Source organism: Rhodoferax mekongensis, from assembly GCF_032191775.1.
Classification (GTDB): domain Bacteria; phylum Pseudomonadota; class Gammaproteobacteria; order Burkholderiales; family Burkholderiaceae_C; genus Allorhodoferax; species Allorhodoferax mekongensis.
Window position 1 is genome coordinate 421,461 of the sequence record NZ_CP132507.1, and the last position, 21,678, is coordinate 443,138.

The following is a 21,678-nucleotide window of genomic DNA, read 5'->3' on the forward strand; positions in this document are numbered from 1 at the left end:
CACACAGCCGGATAAAAACTTCCCGGCCATATGCCTACTTTGTCACACCAAAGCGCCTTACAGGTTGGGCGCCAGCAGGCGTTCCAGCGCGGTGCGGTCGAGCTTGCGGCGCTCAGCCAGGTCGTGCACCTGGTCGTCCCCGATCCTGCCGACATTGAAGTAGGTTGCGTCCGGGTGCCCGATGTAGAAGCCGCTCACGCTGGCCGCCGGGGTCATGGCCAGGCTCTCGGTCACCGTCATGCCGACCTCTTCGCACTGCAGAAGAGCGAACATGTCCTTCTTGACGCTGTGGTCCGGGCAGGCAGGGTAGCCGGGTGCGGGGCGGATGCCTTTGTACTTCTCACCGATCAGGTCCTCATTGCTGAGCGACTCGCCTGCGGCGTAGCCCCAGAGATCGGTGCGCACACGATGGTGCAAGCACTCGGCAAAGGCCTCCGCAAGGCGGTCAGCAATCGCCTTGAGCATGATGGCGGAGTAGTCGTCATGGTCATCGAGGAAATACTTTTCCTTTTTGTCCACGCCGATACCGGCTGTGACGGCGAACATGCCGGCGTAGTCCGCCTTGACGCCTTTGGGGGCCACAAAGTCCGCCAGGCAACGGCTGGGGCGCATCACACCGTCTATTTCCTGCTTCTCGGTTTGCTGGCGCAGGCCGTACCAGGTCATGGCGACCTCGCTGCGGCTCTCGTCCGTGTAGAACTCGATGTCGTCGTCATTCACCGTGTTGGCAGGGTACAAGGCCACGACGGCGTTGGCAGTGAGCCAGCGCCCTTCGATCAGTCGCTTGAGCATGCGCTGGCCATCGGAGTACACCCGCACGGCCTCGGTGCCCACCACCTCGTCCTTGAGGATGGCAGGAAACGGGCCCGCCAGGTCCCAGGTCTGGAAGAACGGCGCCCAGTCGATGTACTTGGCCAGCTCGGTCAGGTCAAAGTTCTTGAACACACGGCGGCCGATGAACTTCGGTACGGTGGGCTGGTGGGCAGACCAATCGATGGACGCTTTGTTGGCGCGCGCTTTGACCAAGGGCCACAAAGGCGTTTGCTTTTTGCTGGCGTGCTGATGGCGCACCTTGTCGTAGTCGGCGTTGAGCTCGGCAATATAAGCAGCAGCGCTTTCGCTGAGCAGGCTCTGGGCCACGCTGACACTGCGGGAAGCATCGGGCACATAGACCACCGGGCCTTCGTAGTTGGGCGCAATCTTCACGGCGGTGTGAACGCGACTGCAGGTGGCGCCACCGATGAGCAGCGGGATGTTGCGGCTGCGGAAGTACTCGTCCTTCTGCATCTCGCCGGCCACGTACTGCATCTCTTCCAGGCTGGGGGTGATCAGGCCGGAGAGGCCGATGATGTCTGCGCCCTCTTCCTTGGCCTTGGCCAAGATCTCATGGCAAGGCACCATGACGCCCATGTTCACCACATCAAAGTTATTGCACTGGAGCACGACGGTGACGATGTTTTTACCAATGTCGTGCACGTCGCCTTTCACGGTCGCAATCACGATCTTGCCTTTGGCTTTCGCCTCGCCACCGGCCTCCACCATGGCGAGCTTTTCAGCCTCGATGTAGGGCAGCAGGTGCGCCACCGCGCTCTTCATCACGCGGGCACTTTTCACCACTTGCGGCAGGAACATCTTGCCCTGGCCGAACAAATCCCCCACCACATTCATGCCGTCCATGAGCGGGCCTTCGATCACGTGCAGTGGACGGCCGCCCTTCGCCAGAATCTCTCGGTAGGCTTCTTCGGTGTCTTCGGTGATGAAGTCGGTAATGCCGTGCACCAAGGCATGGCTCAGGCGCTGGGCCACCGCCACAGGAGCCTCGGGGGTGCCGCGCCATTCCAGCTTTTTGCTCTCGTCCTTGGCGCCGCTCTTTGCCGTTTCGGCAATCTCCACCAAGCGTTCGCCCGCGTCAGGTCGGCGGTTCAGCACCACGTCTTCCACGCGCTCGCGCAGGGTGGTCTCCAAGTCGTCGTACACGCCGACCATGCCGGCGTTCACGATGCCCATGTCCATGCCGGCTTTGATCGCGTGGTACAGGAACACAGTGTGAATCGCTTCACGCACCGGGTCGTTGCCGCGGAAGGAGAACGACACGTTGGACACGCCACCGCTCACCTTGGCGCCGGGCAGGTTCTGCTTGATCCAGCGGGTAGCCTCGATGAAGTCCACTGCGTAGTTGTTGTGCTCTTCAATGCCGGTGGCAATGGCAAAGATGTTGGGGTCGAAGATGATGTCTTCAGGCGGAAAGTCCACCTCATCCACCAGCACACGGTAGGCGCGTTCGCAGATCTCCACTTTGCGTTGGTAGGTGTCGGCCTGGCCTTTTTCATCAAAGGCCATCACTACGGCGGCGGCGCCATAGCGGCGCAGCAGTTTGGCCTGGCGTTTGAACTCGTCCACGCCCTCTTTCATGCTGATGGAGTTCACCACTGCCTTGCCCTGCACGCAGCGCAGACCCGCTTCGATCACGCTCCACTTGGAGCTGTCGATCATGATCGGCACGCGGGAAATATCGGGCTCAGAAGCGATCAGGTTCAGGAAGCGCACCATGGCGGCTTGGCTGTCCAGCATGGCCTCGTCCATGTTGATGTCGATGATCTGCGCCCCGTTTTCCACCTGCTGACGGGCCACGGCCAAAGCCTCTTCAAACTGGCCGTTCAAGATCATGCGGGCGAAGGCCTTGGAACCGGTGACGTTGGTGCGCTCACCGACGTTCACAAACAGGCTGCTGCTGTCGATGGTGATGGGCTCCAGGCCTGAGAGCAGCATGGGCGCTACGGTTTTAGGAGCTGCTTGCGCAGATTCGACGGGTGCTAGAGACATAAATGACCTAAAAATCAATGATCAGCGGCTTAAACCGCAACCCAGGCGCCCGTGCGCTGGGAGGCAAACAGGGCATCGATGATGCGCATGTTCTGGATGGCGTCTTCCACGCCGTATTGCAAGGCTTGCTCACCACGGATAGCGAGCGAGAAGGCATCCCCCTCCAGGCTGTACTGATCGCAAGCCGCAAAGGTTTCCACGACGGCTTCGCGACCGCCGAGTACCTTGCCATCGTCCACAAGGATGCGAGTTTCCTGGCCTTGGGGCGCATTGAACGGGATCTCAATCTCCACCCGTTTTTCCGTACCTACCACGTGAGCCCTTTGGTAGGGCGTGGTTTGCATGGACACCGTGAAATCCAGACGCCGGCCATCACCAAAATCGAGCAAGGCGCTGAATGTGCGGTCCACGCCGAAGTCGGTGTCCATGTCTGCCAAGGCCATCACCCGCACCGGCTCTGTGCCAAACAAAAAGCGCCCGGCCACGATGGGGTAGCAACCGATGTCCATCAACGCGCCGCCGCCCTTGGTGGCATCGTTGCGGATGTTGGTCGCACTGCGGTTGAAATACGAGAACCAGACCTGGACCGTACGCAAATCACCCAACGCACCGCTTTGCACCAGCTCGCGGGTGCGCAGCCACTGCGGGTGAAAGCGCACCATGAAGGCTTCCATGATGTGCACTTTGCCCGCCACTTCACGCAGCTGGGCTGCCTCATTGGCGTTCAGGGCGATCGGCTTTTCACACAACACATGCTTGCCCGCGCGGGCTGCTGCCAGCGTCAAAGGAACGTGTTGGTCGTTCGGCAGAGGGTTGTAAATGGCCTCTATCGAAGGGTCCGCCAACAACTCCTCGTAGGACCCGTAGGCTTTGGGAATACCCAGCTTGCCCGCCGCCGCCTGCGCGCTCTCCAGGGAGCGCGAGGCAATGGCTTGGACGTCGCACCACTGACTGCGCTGAAGCGCAGGGGTGACTTTCTCCATCCCGATTTTGGCAGTGCTCAGCACGCCCCAGCGGACTTTGTTCATGGCAAGTGGGTCCTTTTTGTCAGGCTTAACGGTAGTAAATCAAGGAGACACCCAGATGATGGCCCTTGGCGGTGTAGTTGGTGGGTGCGTATTCGAATGTTTCATCCACCAACTTGAATGCGACCCCAAACCGGCCCATAGGATTCGCATGGCGCTTGGTCAGATATTGCGCTTCCAGCACATAACCAGGTCGAGGTGTGAAATCGTAGTTACCCACACCCGAAACGACGCCATAGGACTCTAACCTTGCAGAGGTTGCCAAACGCAAGCCGCCACCCACACGCCAGTGATCGCCCAAGTTGTAAAAACCAAGCAACTCCACGGGTACGCGGGTGAAAGTGAAGTCGCCATTGCTTCCGCTGGTGGAGGTGCGCTCATGCCCGAGGGAGAACTGGATATCCGCCTTATCAGTGATGGAGTAACTCACCCCCGCAGCTACCGCCAGTCCATTGCCGGCTTTGATGGAATAGGTACCGGCATTGTTAGCGTAATTGCCCTTGACGAGCTCCTCGCTTCCGTCCCCAAAGTTATAACCAAAAGACCCGAAGAACTGCCATGGCGAAGCTGGCTTAAGGGTCTCACTTTGGTTCTGGGCAGCAGCGCCACTTGAAATAGCAATGGCAATCGCTGCGATGGCGATAGATCTCATGAATTTTCTCCCTGGTTAAGTGTGTCGGTCTGGCAAGGTCGCGGCGCCAGACCTGGCCGCTAAGAGGCTGCGTGACGACCTATGTGCCGTCACGCAGCATCCTTATAAAAGTAGCCGCGTTGCACGTTGCGGGTCGCAATCGGGTTCACCGCATGGGCGATCGCACCAATGTGGTCGGGGGTGGTGCCGCAGCAGCCACCCACAATATTGACCAAGCCCTCTTCCGCAAACTCCCGCACCAAACGGCTGGTCACATCCGGCGTTTCGTCAAAGCCGGTGTCGCTCATGGGGTTGGGCAGGCCCGCGTTAGGGTAGCAGCTGATAAAGGTGTCCGTCGCCACCTTGTTCAGCTCCTGGATGTAGGGGCGCATGAGCGCTGCACCGAGTGCGCAGTTCAGTCCAATCGCCAGTGGCTGCGCATGGCGCACGCTGTGCCAGAAGGCGGTTACTGTCTGGCCACTCAAGATGCGGCCGGAAGCGTCGGTCACGGTGCCGCTGATGATGATGGGCAGGCGCTCCCCACTGGCTTCGAAGTATTCGTCCACTGCAAACAGCGCGGCTTTGGCGTTGAGCGTGTCAAAAATAGTTTCCACCAAGATGACGTCCGCCCCGCCTTCCACCAGCGCCTTGGTCTGATCGTAATAAGCGGCCCGCAGCTCTTCAAATGTCACATTGCGGGCGCCGGGGTCGTTCACATCGGGGCTGATGCTGGCGGTTTTGGGCGTGGGGCCGAGGGCGCCGCACACAAAACGCGGCTTCTCAGGGGTGCTGAACTTGTCACACGCTGCGCGGGCCAACTTGGCAGACACATAGTTCATCTCGATGGCCAAGTCGGCCATGTCGTAGTCCGCCTGGGCTACGGTGGTGGCGCCGAAGGTGTTGGTTTCGATCATGTCCGCACCGGCGGCCAAGTAGGCCTCGTGGATGTCGGTGATCACGTCCGGACGTGTCAGGCTCAACAACTCGTTGTTGCCTTTGACGTCTTTGGGGAAGTCTTTGAAACGGTCGCCTTGGCTGCCCGGGCCGGCGTAGCCCTCGCCACGGTACTGGGCCTCGCCCAGCTTGAAGCGCTGGATCATGGTGCCCATGGCGCCGTCCAGAATGGCGATGCGGCTGGCCAGAATGCCGGGGAGCGCTTGGGCGCGGGTATAGGTGATGGGCTTCATGGTGCGGCTCACTATGTGGATTGAAACAAGTGAGCGCAGTTGGAGTCCCCAAGCCTGACCGGTTCGGTGTGTTCACACGTTGCGGCTGCAGCGCCCCTTGGGTGGGTGGATTTTAAACGACAAGCGCGCGCCGCATTGCCGCGTTGCAAATAAGCACCGGGCAGCTGAAGCTACTGTGCCATAGATAGGCACCCGGCTTGCCCGACAATAGAAACCCTGCCCATGGCGGCCCTACGGCGGTCTAACCAAGGGAAATGTATGCCTTTTTGCCACCTGGCGCCCGCGGAATATGCGCGAGCAGCTCCTGATTTGATAGCGTTTTAAGTGCCTCACCTGCAGATTCTTCACGATGTATTTGGCTACCAGGCCTTCCGCGGGCCCCAGCAAGCCATCGTGGAGCATGTGATCGCGGGCGGGGATGCGCTGGTGCTTATGCCCACGGGCGGTGGCAAAAGCCTCTGTTACCAGGTTCCTGCCATTGCCCGCCAACAAGCGGGCCTGGGTGCGACGCTGGTCATTTCCCCCCTGATTGCGCTGATGCACGACCAGGTGGGCGCCCTGCATGAAGCCGGGGTGAGTGCAGCTTTTCTGAACTCTACCCTCACCAGCGACGAGGCCTACCACGTCGAGCAGCAACTGCTGCGCGGCGAGATCACCCTGCTCTACGCGGCACCCGAGCGGGTCAGCAACGCACGCTTTCTGGCCTTGTTGGATTCGCTCTTTGAGCGTGGCAAGCTGAGCCTGTTTGCGATCGATGAAGCCCACTGCGTGAGTCAGTGGGGCCACGACTTCCGGCCCGACTACCGCAACCTCACCGTGTTGCATGAGCGCTACCCCGGCGTACCACGTATCGCCCTGACGGCTACGGCAGACGACCTGACCCGTGCCGACATTCTGGAACGTTTGCAGCTCGAAGAGGCCCGTGCCTTCGTCAGCAGTTTCGACCGACCCAACATCCGCTACACGATTGTCGAAAAGAAGGACTCCACCACCCAGTTGCTGCGCTTCATCGAGCGCGAGCATGAGGGAGAGGCCGGCATCGTCTACTGCCAGAGCCGCAAAAAAGTGGAAGACATGGCGCAGACCTTGGTGGATGCGGGTATCAAAGCCCTGCCTTACCACGCGGGTTTGGATGCCAAAGTACGCCAACTAAACCAGGACCGGTTTTTGCGCGAGGAAGGCATCGTCATGGTGGCCACCATTGCTTTCGGCATGGGCATCGACAAGCCGGACGTCCGTTTTGTCGCCCACCGCGACATGCCCAAAAACATCGAGGGCTACTACCAGGAGACTGGCCGCGCCGGGCGTGACGGGCTGCCGGCCGATGCCTGGATGGCCTATGGCCTGCAAGACGTGGTGAACCAGCGCCGCATGATTGACGAAAGCCCGGCCAGCGAAGAGTTCAAACAGGTCATGCGCGGAAAGTTGGACGCCTTATTGGGCTTGGCGGAAGCCACCGATTGCCGCCGCGTCCGCTTGCTGGGCTACTTTGGCGAGAAGAGCCAACCCTGCGGCAACTGCGACAACTGCCTGCATCCACCCGAGGTGTGGGATGGCACGGATGCTGCCCGCAAACTGCTCAGCACCATTTACCGCATCCAGCAAATGAGCGGGGTAAGCTTCGGCGCGGGCCACCTGATGGACATCGTGCGCGGCAAGACGACCGAGAAAGTCACCCAATACAGCCACGAGAGCCTGAGCACCTTCGGAATCGGCAAGGATTTCACCGAGTTGCAATTGCGCGGTGTACTGCGCCAGTTGATTGCCATGGGCGCCGTGGCCGTGGATGCGCAGGCTTTCAACACCCTGCAATTGACTGCAGAGTCGCGCGCAGTGCTCAAGGGCGAAGTTGCAGTGATGTTGAGGGAGTCGGTGTCAGCGCCGGCAGATCGCAAGCCACGGCGCAATGCGCGCTTGGGCGCTGTGGTCAAGGCGCCTATCAATCTCGACAGTGAGGGTTTGCTACGTTATTCCGCCCTGAAGGCATGGCGTGCAGAGGTGGCGCAGCAGCACAATCTGCCGGCCTATGTGATTTTTCACGATGCAACCTTGGCGGCCATTGCACAACGTGCCCCTCAATCTATCGACGATTTGCAGGGCATCAGCGGGATTGGAGCGAAGAAGCTGGAGGCTTATGCCGACGACGTTTTGAAGGTTGTCGCGCTCCAGTAAATGCCTTTCAGACGCTCAGTGGCGGTGAAAACCGCTTTCGTAGGCGACCGCTGCACCTGACATGGTGTTTTGCAAGCGCTCGATGGCGCGCATGTGGCGTGCACCGGTAGCGGCATCCGCGGCTTTGGCGCGGTGTTGCTGCACCAAGGCTTGGAATTTGGATTTGCAAGCGTCCAAGGCGCCAGCGAAATTCAGTGCGATGTATGCGTTGTGCCCGGCGTGGGTCTGGCGGAATTCGCCGGACCAATAATCAAACAGCTGCCACTTGTAAGTTCCCTTTTCTGGCACTTGAATCGTGTTTTTTTGCATATTTGCCGCACATTAGGTGATAGATCGGTGCTGTTCATGCTCCGGTTTGGTTCCAACGAACCGGAGTGAATGCACCCGCATAGGGATATCACGCACCAGTTGCGGGACTGGTTGACACGTTCTTGAAAAAAGTTTCAAAGAAGTTACTAAACCACCGGATGTGCCATTTTTGCCGGTGTTATTGCCTTGACTGATGGTTCAGGGTGTAAAGCCCATGGACCGCCTTTCACGCACCTCCGGCTTGATGCGGTGCTCTGCAAGCAATTGATCAAGAAACTCTGCGGGCGTCAATTCGGCGCCAAGTATCTCCAACTGCCGCTTAACCGCCGCAAAATCTCCCAAACAGAGCTGATCCAGCTGTTTGAGCGCATGTTGGGAGCGTGGATCCAGCTGTGAAGCGTCTCCCCCACATGCTTCTTGCACGAAGAGTTGCTCACGCTGTTCAGGCTGCAAGGGCAAGAACTGGATCTTGAACGTAAACCGGCGCAAAGCCGCTTCGTCGATACGTTCCATGAGATTGGTAGTGCAGATGAACACCCCCGGATGGCGCTCCATGCCCTGCAACATCTCATTGACTTCGCTGACCTCGTAGTTACGCTGGGCACCTCGCCGGTCTTGCAGGAAGCTGTCCGCTTCGTCCAACAACAAAACGGCATTCTCACCTTCGGCTTCGCGGAACATGGCAGCCATGTTTTGTTCTGTCTCCCCTACGTATTTGCTCATCAGGTCACTGGCACGCCGGATGATCAGGGGTCGTCCCAATTCCCGGGCGATGTGCTCTGCCAAAGCGGTTTTGCCGGTACCTGGCGGGCCATAAAAGCACAAGGTTCCGTGCCGCCTGGAGGCCAGTGAGTCCACGATGCGCTGCAAGGGATACCGGGTCTCGACATTCAGGTACGACACGTCGTATCGGCTCAGCGCTTGGGGGCGCCCCGTCTCGGCTGCAGGGTTCCCCAAGGCCAGGTCCGCATTTTTCAACTGGCGGTCAATCAAGGTTTCCATGAGCGCGCTGTCGCTCACGCCATTTTCGGGTGTGCTCAGACGCGCAAAGCGTGCTGCGGTTCTGATCTGCGCAGGGGTCAAACCCTTGCGGCCGCTGAGCCTGGCGACAAACGCTTCGCTGACTGAAATGCCCTCCAGGGTTTTGCGCACTACGCCTTCACGGGCGCCCGGCGGTGGCGACTTGAGTTCCAAATGGTAGGCAAAGCGACGCCGGAACGCGGGATCAATCTGCTCGATGCGGTTGGTCACCCAAATGGTGGGCACCGCATTCGATTCCAGAATCTGGTTCACCCAGGCTTTGCCACTCACGCTCGCATTGGCCGGTGTTGCATGCGCGTCGGCTCTGGCAATGAAGCTTGCCGTTTCGCTGGTCAAGGGCGGAAAGACATCTTCCACTTCATCAAACAGCAAGGCCGCTTGAGCGCTTCCCTTCAAAAACACCTGCGCAATCTGAAGGGAGCGGTAACGATCACGGCCGCTCAGGGAATTTCCATCCCGATCGGCATACTCCACCTCAAACAACTCCAGCCCCACATGCTGGGCGATCACCTTGGCAAGCTCGGTCTTTCCGGTGCCGGGGGGGCCATACAACAGGATGTTGACCCCGGCCTCTTTGCGGGCCACCGCGTGCTGCAACAGTCGGCAGAGCATGTGTGCGTCTTCCGCCACAAATGCGAAGTCCTCCAGGTGCAAGCTGCTTTTGGAAGAGAGCCGGGTGAACACCGCCATCAGCTCAGCGTGGTCACGGTAATGGCGCATCAGTACAGGGGGGAGCTTTTCACTCACCTTCATCAAGTCGGCAAGGTCAGTGATGTTGTGCTCGGAGATCAGGTTTTCGACGAGGCCTATGCGCTCAAGCCGGGAACCCGCGCGCAGCGCTTCACCCAACTCCTGGGCACTGACGTGGGCCACCTCCGCAATGGCGGCATAGGCCTCGGCTGCGTTGTTGACCTTGAACTCCACCAGAATGCTGCGCATGTCCCGCTGGTAGCGCGCCAGTGTTCCGTAGAGTAGCAACGCCCGTTCTGCTTTGTTCAGTTGCAAGAGCCCGGCGAGTGCATTGATGTTCTTCTCCACCAAGGTAGATTGCTTCTTCAGGGCCTGCTGCAGCCATTCACCGGTGACAGCCAGCACCGAGATCAGGTCTTTGGGCTGGTCTTTGGCGTATTCGTCCAGGAAGAAAAACAGCGTGGCCTCGTCGTAGGGCCCGCACCATGTGCCATGCCGGGCCAGGAATTCCGTGGCACTCAGTGACTCATGGCCCCGCCACAGCTCATTGCCCACACAGCGCCGCGCAAGAAATTCACGCAAACGGGTCAAGACAGAAACCGGCCAGATCAGATGCCGTCCCGCCAGCCCCACCACGCCATTGAAATCCCTGCGGACATTGAAACTGGCGCCTTGCCGGGCTGCCAGCGTCAACACAAAGTGCGAGCACATCAAATCCAGGACAGGCGCGCGCTCCAGTCCCGGTGAGGGAACGAGATGCCCGCCTTGGGGCATGAACAGTGAACGCTTGGCCATCCAACGCCTCCAGCACTGCTGTGTGCTGGAACCACGATAGCGCAGTCTTGAAAAAGAGGGAAGTACCCTTCCCAATTCTCCTTGATGGTCTATCCGCTTGGCGCAGCGCTGGGCAAAAGGCTAAAATCCTTGGAATACCAACGAACACACTGAGGATTGACTATGTCCGCACCCGCTCACTCTGATGACAACCACGCCGTTGACCCCGTCGACGAGGTGGTACCACTGATGCCCGTGGTGCTGCCGATTGTTGGCGCCGTATTGATGTTCTTGTTGGCTTTCATCGCTGTATCGATGGCTTGATGGAGCAACGCATCATGGGCCGCACTTCACGTGCGCTGCAAATGACTGTGAAAACCAAAGCGGCTTCGGCCGCTTTTTTGTTGCTCATTGCATCGTCAGTGCTGGCTGCACAGCCCGCTGAAAAGACTTCGTCTTGCCCCGCTTTGTGGCAAAAGACCTTTCCCCGCCTGCAAGATGACAAGCCCCAGGATCTGTGCCAGTACCGGGGAAAAGTGGCGTTGGTGGTCAACACCGCCAGTTACTGCGGCTTTACTTCGCAATATGAAGGCTTGGAAAAAGTCTACGCCCGGTACCAAGCGCAGGGCTTGGTGGTTCTGGGCTTCCCCTCCAATGACTTCGGGCAGCAAGAACCCGGTAACAGCAAGCAGATCGCCGATTTCTGCTTCAACACCTATGGCGTGAAGTTCCCAATGTTCGCCAAAACCAGCGTCACCGGCAACGCCGCCAACCCCTTGTTCAAGGAGTTGGTGCAGCAGACCGGCAGCTCACCGCGATGGAACTTCCACAAATACTTGGTAGATCGCCAAGGCAAAGTGGTCGGCGCCTTCCGTAGTGAAACCACGCCAGAAGACGCTCTTCTGATCGCCGCCATTCAAAAGGCACTGAAAGCACCCTGACTGTGCATGGCGCACCATCTTTACCTAACGCATAAACCCATGCGTAGCTTGCATAAAGTTAAGCTGTAATCGCTTGGTAACTTGAGTACCTGTTCTTAGAATCTGCTTCCACGCTTGCGATGCCACATGGCTTCCAAGCGTGGAAAGCCGGTTTCTCAAAGTTTGTGGCGGTGTTCCCCAGCGTTGCACCCGATTTTGAAAAGACGATTTTCAAACTTAGGAGCTTTTCATGAACGCACCCGTGATGCAGGGCCTGTCCCTCAACACCCCCAGCTTTGTCAAGAACCCCCGCCTGATTGCATGGGTGGCCGACATGGTGGCCCTGTGCAAGCCCAAAGACGTGTACTGGTGCGACGGTTCCGAAGAGGAATACCAGCGCCTGTGCCAGCAACTGGTGGATGCAGGCACCTTCAAAAAGCTCAATCCCGCCAAGCGCCCCAACAGCTTCCTGGCCTGCTCTGATCCCAGCGACGTGGCCCGCGTGGAAGACCGTACCTACATTTGCGCAGAGAAGAAAGAAAACGCCGGCCCCACCAACAACTGGATGGCGCCCGCCGAGATGCGCAAGATTCTGGAAAGTGGCCAGGCAGACGGTACACCAGCGCTGTTTGACGGCTGCATGAAGGGCCGCACCATGTATGTGGTGCCTTTCTCCATGGGACCCTTGGGCTCCCACATCGCGCACATTGGCATCGAGTTGTCGGACAGCGCCTATGTGGCGGTGAACCAGCGCATCATGACCCGCATGGGCAAGGCCGTCTATGACGTGTTGGGCGTAGACGGCGCTTTTGTGCCCTGCGTGCACACCGTGGGCGCCCCCTTGGCAGAGGGCCAGGCGGACGTGAAGTGGCCTTGCAACAAAACCAAGTACATCGTGCACTACCCCGAGACCCGCGAAATTTGGTCTTATGGTTCCGGTTACGGCGGCAATGCTCTGCTGGGCAAGAAGTGCTTTGCGCTGCGCATTGCCTCCAACATGGGCCGTGACCAGGGCTGGTTGGCAGAGCACATGCTCATCCTGGGCGTAACCAACCCCGAAGGCAAGAAGTACCACGTAGCAGCCGCCTTCCCGAGTGCGTGCGGCAAAACCAACTTTTCCATGCTGGTGCCACCCACCGGCTTTGAAGGCTGGAAAGTCACCACCATTGGCGACGACATTGCCTGGATCAAGCCTGGCAGCGACGGCAAGCTGTACGCCATCAACCCTGAAGCGGGTTACTTCGGCGTGGCCCCCGGCACCAACTTCCACACGAACCCCAACTGCATGGCCAGCCTCGACAAGAACGTGATCTTCACGAACGTGGCGCTGACCGATGACGGTGACGTATGGTGGGAAGGCATGGAGAAAGACACTGGCGGCATGCCCGATCACCTGATCGACTGGCAAGGCAAAGACTGGACACCCGCCATCGCCAAGGAAACCGGTGCCAAAGCCGCCCACCCCAACGCCCGCTTTACGGTCTCAGCCGGCAACAACCCTGCGCTAGACAGCCAGTGGGACGATGCCAACGGCGTAGCGATCGACGCCTTCATTTTCGGTGGCCGCCGCTCCACCACCGTGCCTCTGGTGACGGAAGCCCGCAACTGGACCGAAGGTGTTTACATGGCTGCGACCATGGGTTCCGAGACCACTGCCGCGGCTACCGGCCAAGCGGGTATCGTGCGCCGTGACCCGTTTGCGATGCTGCCCTTCATGGGCTACAACATGAGCGACTACTTCCAGCACTGGCTCAACATGGGTGACAAGTTGGCGAAGTCCGGCGCCAAGCAGCCCAAGATTTTCACCACCAACTGGTTCCGCAAGGGCGAGGATGGCAAATTCGTCTGGCCCGGCTACGGTGAAAACATGCGCGTTTTGAAGTGGATGATCGACCGCATCGAAGGCAAGGCCACGGGTAGCGAAACCGGCTTCGGCGTGGCGCCCACGTACAACGAAATCAACTGGACCGGATTGGACTTCAGCCAAGCGCAATTCGACTCCGTCACCAGCCTGAACAAGGACGACTGGAAGGCCGAAATCGCCTTGCACACCGAACTGTTCACCCAGCTGGCCTACCACTTGCCAAAGGAACTCGAAGAGACCAAAACCCAACTGGCCCAGCGACTCGCCGCCTGAGGGTCATCAACAAAGTCCGGCACGGCGCACACCGCCCTAGCCGTACCTGGCAGATCGCAGCGCACAAGGCTGCGGCCGGCCGAGCATAAAAAAAGCCACCTAACGGTGGCTTTTTGTTTATCCGACCCGTGAGCGCAGGTCGTGATGCAGCTGAGGACCGCTTAGATCTGGCTTTGGCTGCGCAACCATGCGTGTTGCAGCTCAGCCATGATGCGAGGATCGTGGTGGGCATATTCCCACATTTTTTCTTCCATGCGACGCACTTTGTACGACTGCACTGCCGAAGCGATCAGGGAAGCCAAACCGGAAGACACTTTGCGCAGTGGGGGAGCCAACAAGGCCAAGGCTGCGAATGCCACAGTCCACAGTGCAACCCAGGCAGCCAGCATGTGGCCGTCAACCCAGGTATCGATCACTTGGTCAGCTACCACCAACAAGGCGGACAAAACAGCAGCCAGCAACATGCCGGACAAGGTGCGGGAAGCTTCCACTGTCTCACGACGTGCACGGGGTGTACGGGGCTGAGCGGTGGAATACGAGAAATACGGGGTATTGATAACTTGTGTCATGGCAAACTCCTTGAAAAGGTTGATGCTCACTGGATAAAAATTTCTAAGATGGGCGAATCATAGGGTTTCCCCTAGTGTTGTTCAACTTTATGTTGGTGATGTTTGGTATTCACGAGATTTATAGTCAGACATGCCCAGCAGCCGCATCAACCTCCGGACCTTCGACCTGAACCTGCTCAAGGTGTTTGATGTGGTCATGTCCGAGCGCAGCCTCACACGCGCTGCAGCCCAGCTCAACCTCACCCAGCCTGCCGTCAGCAACGCCTTGCGCCGCCTTCGCGAAGCACTGGACGACGAGCTGCTGGTGCGCAACGGCCGCAACCTGGAACCCACGGCCCGCGGGCAGGAGCTATGGCCCGCAGTGCGCGAGACCTTGCAGAAGCTGCAAGCCTCGCTGGCACCCAGCGTGTTTGAACCGGCCTTGGCCACCAACACCTTTGTGCTCACCATGGCAGACGCCACCGCCGCAGAGTTGATGCCCGGCTTGGTGAAAGTGCTGGCGCGGGATGCCCCCGGTGTATCCCTGCGGGTGGTACCCCTGACCACCCGCGACCCCCGCAAAGTGCTGGAAGAAGGTGCGGCAGACTTGGCTATCGGCCACTTTCCGGCGGTGCTGGCCGACCTGACGGCCCGCGCCCAGGCCGGCGCCGCGGAAACCTTTTTGCACCACCGCCTGTTTGTCGGCGACTACGTGTGCGTCATGCGCAAAGACCACCCGCTCACCGAGGGCGAGTTCACCCTCGATCGCTTTTGTAGCGCCTCCCACATGCTGGTGAGTTTTTCGGGGCGGGCCTTCGGTTTCATTGACGAATCGCTGGTCAGCCTCAAGCGCACCCGCCGCGTGGTGCTGACCGTGAACCAGTTTTTTACCGCCGGCAAGGTGGTCGTGCAGTCCGACCTGCTCACCGTGCTGCCCCGCCACTTTGTGAATGTGACCGGCTATGCCGACCAGCTGGTCATCCGCGAGTTGCCATTTACCGTACCGCCCATCCAGGTCGATGCGCTGTGGCACCAGCGGCTGGACGGTGCCAGCCCCCACGCCTGGCTGCGCGCGCAAGTCGCCTCCTTGGGCCAGACCATTTTTTCCGCATGAAGATTCAGCTCTTGTCCGACCTCCATTTGGAGGCCCATCCCCATTGGCAAGCCACGCCCTTGGCCGGAGCGGATGTGCTGGTACTGGCAGGCGACATCGGCTCCTACCAACCCGGCTCGCAGCTGGCGGGCGACGACTTCGGCTTGGAGCGCTTTCCCCCCTGCATGGCTGGCCGACTCCGGTGTTGTTTGTGCCCGGTAACCATGAATACGACACCCTGGACTTTGACCTCGCCCACGCCCGCCTGCGTGCCACCTGTGTGCGACTGGACATCCAGTGGCTGGAACGTGAATCCGTCGTGCTGGCTGGCGTGCGTTTCGTCGGCACCACCTTGTGGACCGACTTTGACGCGCTCGCCGCCCAAGAGCCACCCGAGCGACAGCTCAAGGCCCGTGACAAGGCCTATCGCGCCGCCAACTACTACCTGAAGAAAACACTCACCACCCGTGCGGACGAGCCTTGGCTGGCAGATGGTTTGCGGGAACAGGCGCTGGTCTGCCAAGCCTGGCTGCGCGACGCCTTGGCCCAGCCACACGACGGCCCCACGGTCGTGGTGACTCACTTTGCCCCCAGCCTGCACAGTGCCGACCCGCGCTACGGTCTGGTACCCGGCACCGCCGGCTTTTGCAATGCACTGGATGAACTGCTGCCGCTGGCAGACCTCTGGCTGCATGGCCATCTCCACGCCCCCAGCGACTACCGCGTGGGCAAGTGCCGGGTGGTGGCCAACCCGCTGGGCTATGTGCGCAAGAACGAACAGCTGGGCTACCAGCCTGACCTAGTGATAGAAATAGGCTCTGGCGCCGGAGGATAGTGCGCGAGAAGCTATCAAAATAGGAGCGGACTCACACAGTCATTAAAGACCCGGTTCTCCCGCCGGTCGCAAGTAACTGGCAAAGCGAGGAATACCCTGCGCGGTCAACCCGCGGTAGCGGAAGGTCACCCAGCTCCCCACCGCAGGCGGATCACCACGGTCCGCATTCGAGAAGCCGCTGCCGAGCTTGAAGCGCTGAGGCTGGCCACCCTCACCACCCGGCCACTCTACCCACAGAGCACCGATGCTGCCTTGCAAGCGGCCTTGTCCGGGCACATGCGCCAGCACCCGCGCTTCGGCATCTTGAAACGGCTTGAACTTCACCAGCTCTGCCGAGCGGCCCGGCACATACAGCGCGCTGGCCCGGTGCAACACCAAGCCCTCACCACCGGCTGCCACGGTGCGATCCAACAAAGCGCGCAGGCGGGCCGCATCCGGCGCCGGTGCTTGCTCTACCGCTTGCACCCACACCTGCCCGAGCGCGCTTACGGCGGTTTGCAAGGCGGCATAGCGCTCCTCGAAGCGCCCGCCATGCGAAGGCAAGTCAAACACCATGAAGCGCAAACCACGCCAGGCGGCTTCGTCGGGCGTCTGTTGGCGCACGGTAGACACCGCATCCGCAAAGCGGCCCCGGCCGGCCCAAAGTTCACCATCCAGAGAGTTTGCCGGCCAACCCGCGGTAAACCATGCGGGCGCAGCGATGGGGTTGCCGCCCCGGGTGATCAGGCGCCGGCCGTCCCAGTAGCCGCGCACGCCGTCGTACTTTTCGCTCACCCGCGCATCGGCCAGCACAAACTCTTTGCGGTACTCGCCTGCCAGCATCAAAGGAGGGCGCTGCGCGCTGTCTGCAGCCCACACCGATGCGGCAGGAAGCAAACCACTCAGTGCAACAGCGCCCAGACCTTGAAGGCATAAGCGGCGATCTTGTGCGGCAGGCTGGGTCATGCGAGGCTCCTCGGGGTGCGTGGACATTTCTTGACTTGGCTCAAGGCAGTGTAGCGTTGCAGGTTCATACTGAGGCCACACAACCGGAGACCCCCCATGAAGATCTTGCTCGCTGTCGATGGAAGCGCTTACAGCAAAAAAATGTTGGCCTACTTGAGCACACACGATGCGTTGCTCGCGCCCGGCCACGAGTACACCGTGTTCCATGCGCAGCCCGCGCTGCCCCCACGCGCCAAAGCAGCTCTGGGCAAAGCCACGGTGGACCGGTACCACGCAGAAGAAGCGGACAAGGTGCTCGCACCGATTTCCAAGTTCCTAAAGCGGCATGGCATTGAGGCCAAGCTGGATTGGAAAGTAGGCTCCGCCGGCACCCTGATCGGCAAGCTGGCCGACACCGGCAAGTTCGACCTGCTGGTCATGGGTTCCCACGGCCACAGCGCCCTGGGCAATCTGGTGATGGGCTCGGTCACCACCCAGGTGCTGGCCCACTGCAAGACGCCGGTGTTGCTAGTTCGCTAAGGCGAGTCCTTGGGCTTGGGGGCTGGCGTGAGATCCACGCCGCTGAGCCGCGCCACGTACTCGGGCAGCATGGGCACATAGGCCTCCGCTCCACCGTTAGCCAATGCCATAGCGAATGAGTTTTTCACGGCATTGCCCAGGCTGTTCGAAATACCAGCCGCATCGGCCATGGACTCCAGATAGCGCATGTCCTTGAAGGCATTCTTCAAGGTGAACTTGTGCGCTTCGCGGTTTCCGTTCAGCGTGTAGTCCATAAAGGTCTGGTAAAAGCCGCAGTCCATGCGGCCATTGCGCAGCACCGCATCGACGCGCTGCGGACCAATGCCGACCGCCTGCGCCAGGGTGAGAGCCTCTGAGTAGAGGGCCGCATAGCCCATGGCGACAAAGTTATTGATCAACTTCAGCCGATGCCCGTCCCCGGGCCCTCCCACATGCACAATGCGCGCGGCCCAGGTGGACAAGATCGGGCGAATTCGCTCCAGGGTTGGGGCGTCCGCGCCCACCATGGTGTCCAGCGTACCCTCCCAAGCCTCTTTGGGCGTACGGCTCAACGGTGCGTCAACCAGCGTCACGTCCATGGCGGTGAGTTCTGCGGCCAGCGCCACCGTAGACGTCGGGTCCGAGGTGGAGCAATCGACCACCACCGAGCCGGGCCGCAAGCCCTTTGCCAGCCCCATCGGTCCACGCACAATGGCCTCCACGTCCGGTGAACCCGTCACGCACAGAAACACGACACTGGCTTGTTGGGCTACTGCCATAGGCGTATCGACCTGTTTTGCGCCACGGCTCAACAAATCATCCAGCGCCGCCGATGGCTTGCGGGCACACACGGTGAGGGCATAGCCCTTTTCCACTATGTTTTTGGCCATGCCGTGGCCCATCAGGCCCAGGCCGATAAAGCCGATGGTGTCGCGTCCGTGTTGCATATCCGTTCTACCAGCGTTGATGCACAAGCGGCTTGGCGTAGCGCGCGTAAATGTCGGCCAGTGCCTGCATGGTCGCATCGGGCAGCGGGGGGAGGTCGGCGGCGGCTACGTTGTCTTGCACCTGCGCGGGGTTCTTGCCACCGGGAATGGTGCAGGTGACTGCCGGATTCATCTGGATCCAGCGCAAGGCCATTTGCGCCATGCTCATGCCGGCGGGCACCAGAGGCCGCATGGCCTCCACGGCCTCCAGGCCCACCCCGAAGTCCAGCCCCGAGAAGGTTTCGCCCTTGTCAAAAGCCGCCCCTTCGCGGTTGAAGCCACGATGGTCATCAGCACCGAAGGTGCTTTGCGCATTCATCTTGCCGCTGAGCAAGCCGCTGGACAGCGGCAGACGAGCCAGAATGCCCACGCCGCGCTTTTGTGTTTGCTCGAACAGCAGCTCGGCCGGGCGCTGACGGAACAGGTTGTAGATGATCTGCACACTCTGCACGCCGGGGTACTCGATGGCCTTGAGCGCTTCTTCCACCTTCTCGACACTCACGCCGTAGTGGCGCAGCTTGCCGGCTACCACCAGGTCATCCAGCACGCCGAAGACTTCGGGCATGTAAAACACATCGGTCGGCGGGCAGTGCAGTTGCAAGAGGTCGATCGCCTCGGTCTCCAGGTTTTGCAGGCTGCGCTCCACAAAGGCAGTCAGGTTGGCGCGGGTGAAACCGGCTGCCACATGGGGCACCAGCCGGCGGCCGGCTTTGGTGGCGACATAAAACGGCTCGCTGCGCTCCTTGCGCAGGCGTGCCAGCAGACGCTCGCTGCGGCCATCGCCATACACATCGGCGGTGTCGAAGAAGTTCACCCCCAAGTCCAGCGCACGGTGCAGCGCGGCCATGGAGTCCTTGTCATCAACCTCGCCCCAAGTGCCGCCGATAGCCCAGGCGCCGAAGCTCACAGTGGAAACATTCCAGCCGGTACGGCCGAGAGGACGGTATTGCATAAGGATTTCCGGTGTTGTTTGCTATGAATTCAGGAGCTGCTTTCGCACATTCAATGGGCGCAAGCGACCTATTTGACTCTAAAGTTCAAACCCCTGGCTTGCGACCGGCTTCAAACACCCGCTGCAGCACACAGAACACAAACAGCAGGGCTCCGATGACGATGCGGGTCCACCACGAGCTCAAGGACCCGTCGAACATGATCAAGGTCTGGATCACGCCCAGGGTCAGCACCCCGAACAGCGTGCCCACCATGTAGCCCACCCCGCCGCTGAGCAAAGTGCCGCCTATGACCACGGCAGCAATTGCGTCCAGCTCCAGCCCCACGGCATGCAGGCCATAGCCCGAGAGCATGTAGAAGGTGAACACCACGCCGCCCAGCGCTGCGCAAAAGCCGCTCAGGGCATACACCAGCACATTGGTGCGCGCCACCGGCAGGCCCATGAGCACGGCCGAGTGCTCGGAGCCGCCAATGGCATACACCGTGCGGCCGAACTCGGTCCCGTGGGCCACAAACACCGCAGCGGCCAACACCACCAGCGCCAGCACCGCGCTGATGGACACCATGGGGCCGTCCGTCCACAGGTGCAGCCGGGTTTGCGCCAGCACGGTGTAGGCCTCGTCGGTGATGCTGATCGAGTCGATGCTGATCAGGTAACACAGGCCGCGCGCCAAAAACATGCCCGCCAGCGTGACGATGAAAGGCTGCAATCGGAAACGCTGGATCAACCAGCCCATGAAGGCGCCGAACAGCGTGCCCATGCACAGCACCAGCGGAATGGCGGCCATCAGGTCCCAATGCAGGTGTTGCACCAGTTTGGCCAGCACGATGGTGCTCAGTGCCACCACCGAGCCAACCGACAGATCGATACCGCCGGACAGGATGACGAAGGTCATGCCCACGGCCACGATGACCAGGAAGGCGTTGTCGATCAGCAGGTTCAGGAACACTTGGGGCGACAGAAAGCCGGTGTACGACACCGCCCCGAACACCGACATGGCAGCGAACAGCGAGATGGTGGCCGCCAGGGGAATGTATTTGTTCTGGAGTTTCATGTATGGCTCCCGGCAGCGGGGCGCACCACCCAGCCGCGCACGGCGCGGCGGAACTCTGCCGACTGCATCAGCATGACCACAAACACCACGGCGGCCTTGACCACGAGGTTGATCTCGGGCGGCACGCCGATGGAGTAAATGGTGGAGGTGAGCGTCTGAATGATCAGCGCGCCAATCATGCTGCCCGCCAGCGTGAAGCGCCCGCCGGTGAGCAAGGTGCCACCCAGCGTGACCGCCAGAATGGCGTCCAGCTCCAGCAGGTTGCCGGCGTTGTTGCCGTCCGCACTCTTGACGTTGGAGCTGATGATCAGGCCGGCAATGCCCGCCGTCAGCCCGCAAAAGGCGTACACACAAATGCTGATAAGCCGCTCCCGCACGCCGGCCACACGGGCCGCCGCGGGGTTGATGCCGATGGCCTGAATGAACAAGCCCAGCGCAGTGCGCGTGACCGCCATATGCATCAGCAGATAGACAAAGCCCGCAATGAACAGTGCAAAGGGCAAGCCCCACAGGTAACCACTCCCGATATAGAAATACGGCGGGTAGTAGACCGTGACGATCTGTCCGTCCGTGAGCAACTGCGCCACACCCCGGCCCGCCACCATCAGGATCAGCGTGGCAATGATGGGCTGCAGGCCGATCTTGGCCACCAGCACCCCGTTCCACAGCCCGCAAGCCAACGCAGTGAGCAGGGCACACACGATGGCCAGCCACATGGGAAAGCGGCTCACATGCTGGGCTACACCGTTGGTGATGACCAGCTTGCCGCCCACCATGAGGGCCGCTACCGCCGCACTGATGGCCACGGTGGCGCCCACCGAGATATCAATGCCGCGTGTGGCAATGACCAGCGTCATGCCCAGCGACACCAGCATCAAGGGCGCTGTACGGTTCAGGATGTCGATGACGCTGCCGTAGAGATGGCCATCGCGCCATTGCAGCATCCAGAAGCCGGGGTTGAGGCTGGCGTTGACCATCAGGATCAGGACCAGCGTGACCACCGGCCACAGCAAAGGGTGCGCTTGCACCCGCTTCACAAGGGAAGGTGTGTTCGCCAT

General features: G+C 60.4%; 18 protein-coding genes, 1 pseudogene and 1 riboswitch. Of the genes and pseudogenes, 7 read left to right on the forward strand and 12 right to left on the reverse strand.

The features are described 5' to 3' along the window. Window positions 1-57 precede the first annotated feature (57 nt). The 4 genes from metH to RAN89_RS02070 form a co-directional block, all read right to left on the reverse strand. On the reverse strand, window positions 58-2,823 hold the full coding sequence (metH, locus tag RAN89_RS02055; RefSeq protein WP_313868013.1) for a methionine synthase: 2,766 nt from the start codon (window positions 2,821-2,823) through the stop codon (window positions 58-60). A 29-nt stretch (window positions 2,824-2,852) separates the two neighbouring features. Beyond that, on the reverse strand, window positions 2,853-3,851 hold the full coding sequence (locus tag RAN89_RS02060; protein ID WP_313868014.1) for a Gfo/Idh/MocA family protein: 999 nt from the start codon (window positions 3,849-3,851) through the stop codon (window positions 2,853-2,855). 25 nt (window positions 3,852-3,876) lie between these two features. After that, window positions 3,877-4,500: a hypothetical protein gene (locus tag RAN89_RS02065; protein WP_313868015.1), complete on the reverse strand. Its 624-nt coding sequence runs from the start codon at window positions 4,498-4,500 to the stop codon at window positions 3,877-3,879. An 89-nt stretch (window positions 4,501-4,589) separates the two neighbouring features. Continuing rightward, complete coding sequence (locus RAN89_RS02070; RefSeq protein WP_313868016.1) at window positions 4,590-5,666, reverse strand: homocysteine S-methyltransferase family protein; 1,077 nt, start codon at window positions 5,664-5,666, stop codon at window positions 4,590-4,592. Window positions 5,667-5,690: 24 nt separating this feature from the next. Beyond that, window positions 5,691-5,771, reverse strand: a riboswitch (S-adenosyl-L-homocysteine riboswitch). A gap of 219 nt (window positions 5,772-5,990) precedes the next feature. Here RAN89_RS02070 and recQ point away from each other — a divergent pair. After that, complete coding sequence (gene recQ / locus RAN89_RS02075; protein ID WP_313868017.1) at window positions 5,991-7,838, forward strand: DNA helicase RecQ; 1,848 nt, start codon at window positions 5,991-5,993, stop codon at window positions 7,836-7,838. 15 nt (window positions 7,839-7,853) lie between these two features. Here recQ and RAN89_RS02080 read toward each other — a convergent pair whose 3' ends face one another. Together RAN89_RS02080 and RAN89_RS02085 are read right to left on the reverse strand one after the other, a co-directional pair. Then, window positions 7,854-8,147 (reverse strand): hypothetical protein, encoded by a 294-nt coding sequence (locus RAN89_RS02080; RefSeq protein ID WP_087495574.1) that lies wholly within the window; start codon window positions 8,145-8,147, stop codon window positions 7,854-7,856. A 198-nt stretch (window positions 8,148-8,345) separates the two neighbouring features. Next, the gene (locus RAN89_RS02085) at window positions 8,346-10,673 is read right to left on the reverse strand and encodes an ATP-binding protein (protein ID WP_313868018.1); all 2,328 of its coding nucleotides are present in this window, start codon (window positions 10,671-10,673) and stop codon (window positions 8,346-8,348) included. A 162-nt stretch (window positions 10,674-10,835) separates the two neighbouring features. On the opposite strand from RAN89_RS02085, the gene RAN89_RS02090 reads away from it, so the two are divergent. The 3 genes from RAN89_RS02090 to RAN89_RS02100 all read left to right on the forward strand — a co-directional run bounded on the left by RAN89_RS02090 (window position 10,836) and on the right by RAN89_RS02100 (window position 13,709). Beyond that, window positions 10,836-10,976, forward strand: a complete 141-nt coding sequence (locus RAN89_RS02090; protein ID WP_198301815.1) for a hypothetical protein — start codon at window positions 10,836-10,838, stop codon at window positions 10,974-10,976. A gap of 14 nt (window positions 10,977-10,990) precedes the next feature. Beyond that, window positions 10,991-11,593 carry a glutathione peroxidase gene (locus RAN89_RS02095; RefSeq protein WP_313868019.1) on the forward strand — a complete coding sequence of 201 codons (603 nt, stop codon included), beginning with the start codon at window positions 10,991-10,993 and terminating at the stop codon, window positions 11,591-11,593. 229 nt (window positions 11,594-11,822) lie between these two features. Then, window positions 11,823-13,709: a phosphoenolpyruvate carboxykinase (GTP) gene (locus RAN89_RS02100; protein WP_313868020.1), complete on the forward strand. Its 1,887-nt coding sequence runs from the start codon at window positions 11,823-11,825 to the stop codon at window positions 13,707-13,709. A 161-nt stretch (window positions 13,710-13,870) separates the two neighbouring features. On the opposite strand, the gene RAN89_RS02105 is transcribed toward RAN89_RS02100, so the two are convergent. Next, window positions 13,871-14,278, reverse strand: a complete 408-nt coding sequence (locus RAN89_RS02105) for a hypothetical protein (RefSeq protein ID WP_313868021.1) — start codon at window positions 14,276-14,278, stop codon at window positions 13,871-13,873. Between the two features lie 130 nt (window positions 14,279-14,408). On the opposite strand from RAN89_RS02105, the gene RAN89_RS02110 reads away from it, so the two are divergent. Continuing rightward, a complete protein-coding gene (locus RAN89_RS02110; RefSeq protein WP_087495578.1) occupies window positions 14,409-15,371 on the forward strand; it encodes a LysR family transcriptional regulator in 963 nt (320 codons plus the stop codon). Further along, a pseudogene (locus RAN89_RS02115) lies at window positions 15,368-16,185 on the forward strand (metallophosphoesterase). Before RAN89_RS02110 ends, RAN89_RS02115 begins: the two are co-directional and overlap by 4 nt. Window positions 16,186-16,227: 42 nt before the next feature. Here the strand turns inward: RAN89_RS02115 and RAN89_RS02120 are convergent. Continuing rightward, window positions 16,228-17,130 carry a DNA ligase gene (locus tag RAN89_RS02120; RefSeq protein ID WP_313868022.1) on the reverse strand — a complete coding sequence of 301 codons (903 nt, stop codon included), beginning with the start codon at window positions 17,128-17,130 and terminating at the stop codon, window positions 16,228-16,230. A gap of 96 nt (window positions 17,131-17,226) precedes the next feature. On the opposite strand from RAN89_RS02120, the gene RAN89_RS02125 reads away from it, so the two are divergent. After that, window positions 17,227-17,649 (forward strand): universal stress protein, encoded by a 423-nt coding sequence (locus RAN89_RS02125; protein WP_313868023.1) that lies wholly within the window; start codon window positions 17,227-17,229, stop codon window positions 17,647-17,649. Here RAN89_RS02125 and RAN89_RS02130 read toward each other — a convergent pair. From RAN89_RS02130 to RAN89_RS02145, 4 genes are all read right to left on the reverse strand, one after another. Beyond that, entirely contained in the window at window positions 17,646-18,575 is a 930-nt protein-coding gene (locus tag RAN89_RS02130) for an NAD(P)-dependent oxidoreductase (protein ID WP_313868024.1), read from the reverse strand. The genes RAN89_RS02125 and RAN89_RS02130 overlap by 4 nt on opposite strands. Window positions 18,576-18,582: 7 nt before the next feature. After that, on the reverse strand, window positions 18,583-19,566 hold the full coding sequence (locus tag RAN89_RS02135) for an aldo/keto reductase (RefSeq protein WP_313868025.1): 984 nt from the start codon (window positions 19,564-19,566) through the stop codon (window positions 18,583-18,585). Between the two features lie 85 nt (window positions 19,567-19,651). Beyond that, window positions 19,652-20,620, reverse strand: coding sequence for a galactofuranose ABC transporter, permease protein YjfF (gene yjfF, locus RAN89_RS02140; protein WP_313868026.1), 969 nt, complete (start codon window positions 20,618-20,620; stop codon window positions 19,652-19,654). Beyond that, a complete protein-coding gene (locus tag RAN89_RS02145) occupies window positions 20,617-21,678 on the reverse strand; it encodes an ABC transporter permease (RefSeq protein WP_313868027.1) in 1,062 nt (353 codons plus the stop codon). Before RAN89_RS02145 ends, yjfF begins: the two co-directional genes overlap by 4 nt.

Excerpts from the sequence above, each read along its gene's own strand:
- metH (WP_313868013.1), bottom strand. The coding sequence starts at position 2,823 with ATGTCTCTAGCACCCGTCGAATCTGCGCAAGCAGCTCCTAAAACCGTA.
- RAN89_RS02060 (WP_313868014.1), bottom strand. The coding sequence starts at position 3,851 with ATGAACAAAGTCCGCTGGGGCGTGCTGAGCACTGCCAAAATCGGGATG.
- RAN89_RS02065 (WP_313868015.1), bottom strand. The coding sequence starts at position 4,500 with ATGAGATCTATCGCCATCGCAGCGATTGCCATTGCTATTTCAAGTGGC.
- RAN89_RS02070 (WP_313868016.1), bottom strand. The coding sequence starts at position 5,666 with ATGAAGCCCATCACCTATACCCGCGCCCAAGCGCTCCCCGGCATTCTG.
- RAN89_RS02080 (WP_087495574.1), bottom strand. The coding sequence starts at position 8,147 with ATGCAAAAAAACACGATTCAAGTGCCAGAAAAGGGAACTTACAAGTGG.
- RAN89_RS02085 (WP_313868018.1), bottom strand. The coding sequence starts at position 10,673 with ATGGCCAAGCGTTCACTGTTCATGCCCCAAGGCGGGCATCTCGTTCCC.
- RAN89_RS02090 (WP_198301815.1), top strand. The coding sequence starts at position 10,836 with ATGTCCGCACCCGCTCACTCTGATGACAACCACGCCGTTGACCCCGTC.
- RAN89_RS02095 (WP_313868019.1), top strand. The coding sequence starts at position 10,991 with ATGGGCCGCACTTCACGTGCGCTGCAAATGACTGTGAAAACCAAAGCG.
- RAN89_RS02100 (WP_313868020.1), top strand. The coding sequence starts at position 11,823 with ATGAACGCACCCGTGATGCAGGGCCTGTCCCTCAACACCCCCAGCTTT.
- RAN89_RS02105 (WP_313868021.1), bottom strand. The coding sequence starts at position 14,278 with ATGACACAAGTTATCAATACCCCGTATTTCTCGTATTCCACCGCTCAG.
- RAN89_RS02110 (WP_087495578.1), top strand. The coding sequence starts at position 14,409 with ATGCCCAGCAGCCGCATCAACCTCCGGACCTTCGACCTGAACCTGCTC.
- RAN89_RS02120 (WP_313868022.1), bottom strand. The coding sequence starts at position 17,130 with ATGACCCAGCCTGCCGCACAAGATCGCCGCTTATGCCTTCAAGGTCTG.
- RAN89_RS02125 (WP_313868023.1), top strand. The coding sequence starts at position 17,227 with ATGAAGATCTTGCTCGCTGTCGATGGAAGCGCTTACAGCAAAAAAATG.
- RAN89_RS02130 (WP_313868024.1), bottom strand. The coding sequence starts at position 18,575 with ATGCAACACGGACGCGACACCATCGGCTTTATCGGCCTGGGCCTGATG.
- RAN89_RS02135 (WP_313868025.1), bottom strand. The coding sequence starts at position 19,566 with ATGCAATACCGTCCTCTCGGCCGTACCGGCTGGAATGTTTCCACTGTG.
- yjfF (WP_313868026.1), bottom strand. The coding sequence starts at position 20,620 with ATGAAACTCCAGAACAAATACATTCCCCTGGCGGCCACCATCTCGCTG.
- RAN89_RS02145 (WP_313868027.1), bottom strand. The coding sequence starts at position 21,678 with ATGGCGAACACACCTTCCCTTGTGAAGCGGGTGCAAGCGCACCCTTTG.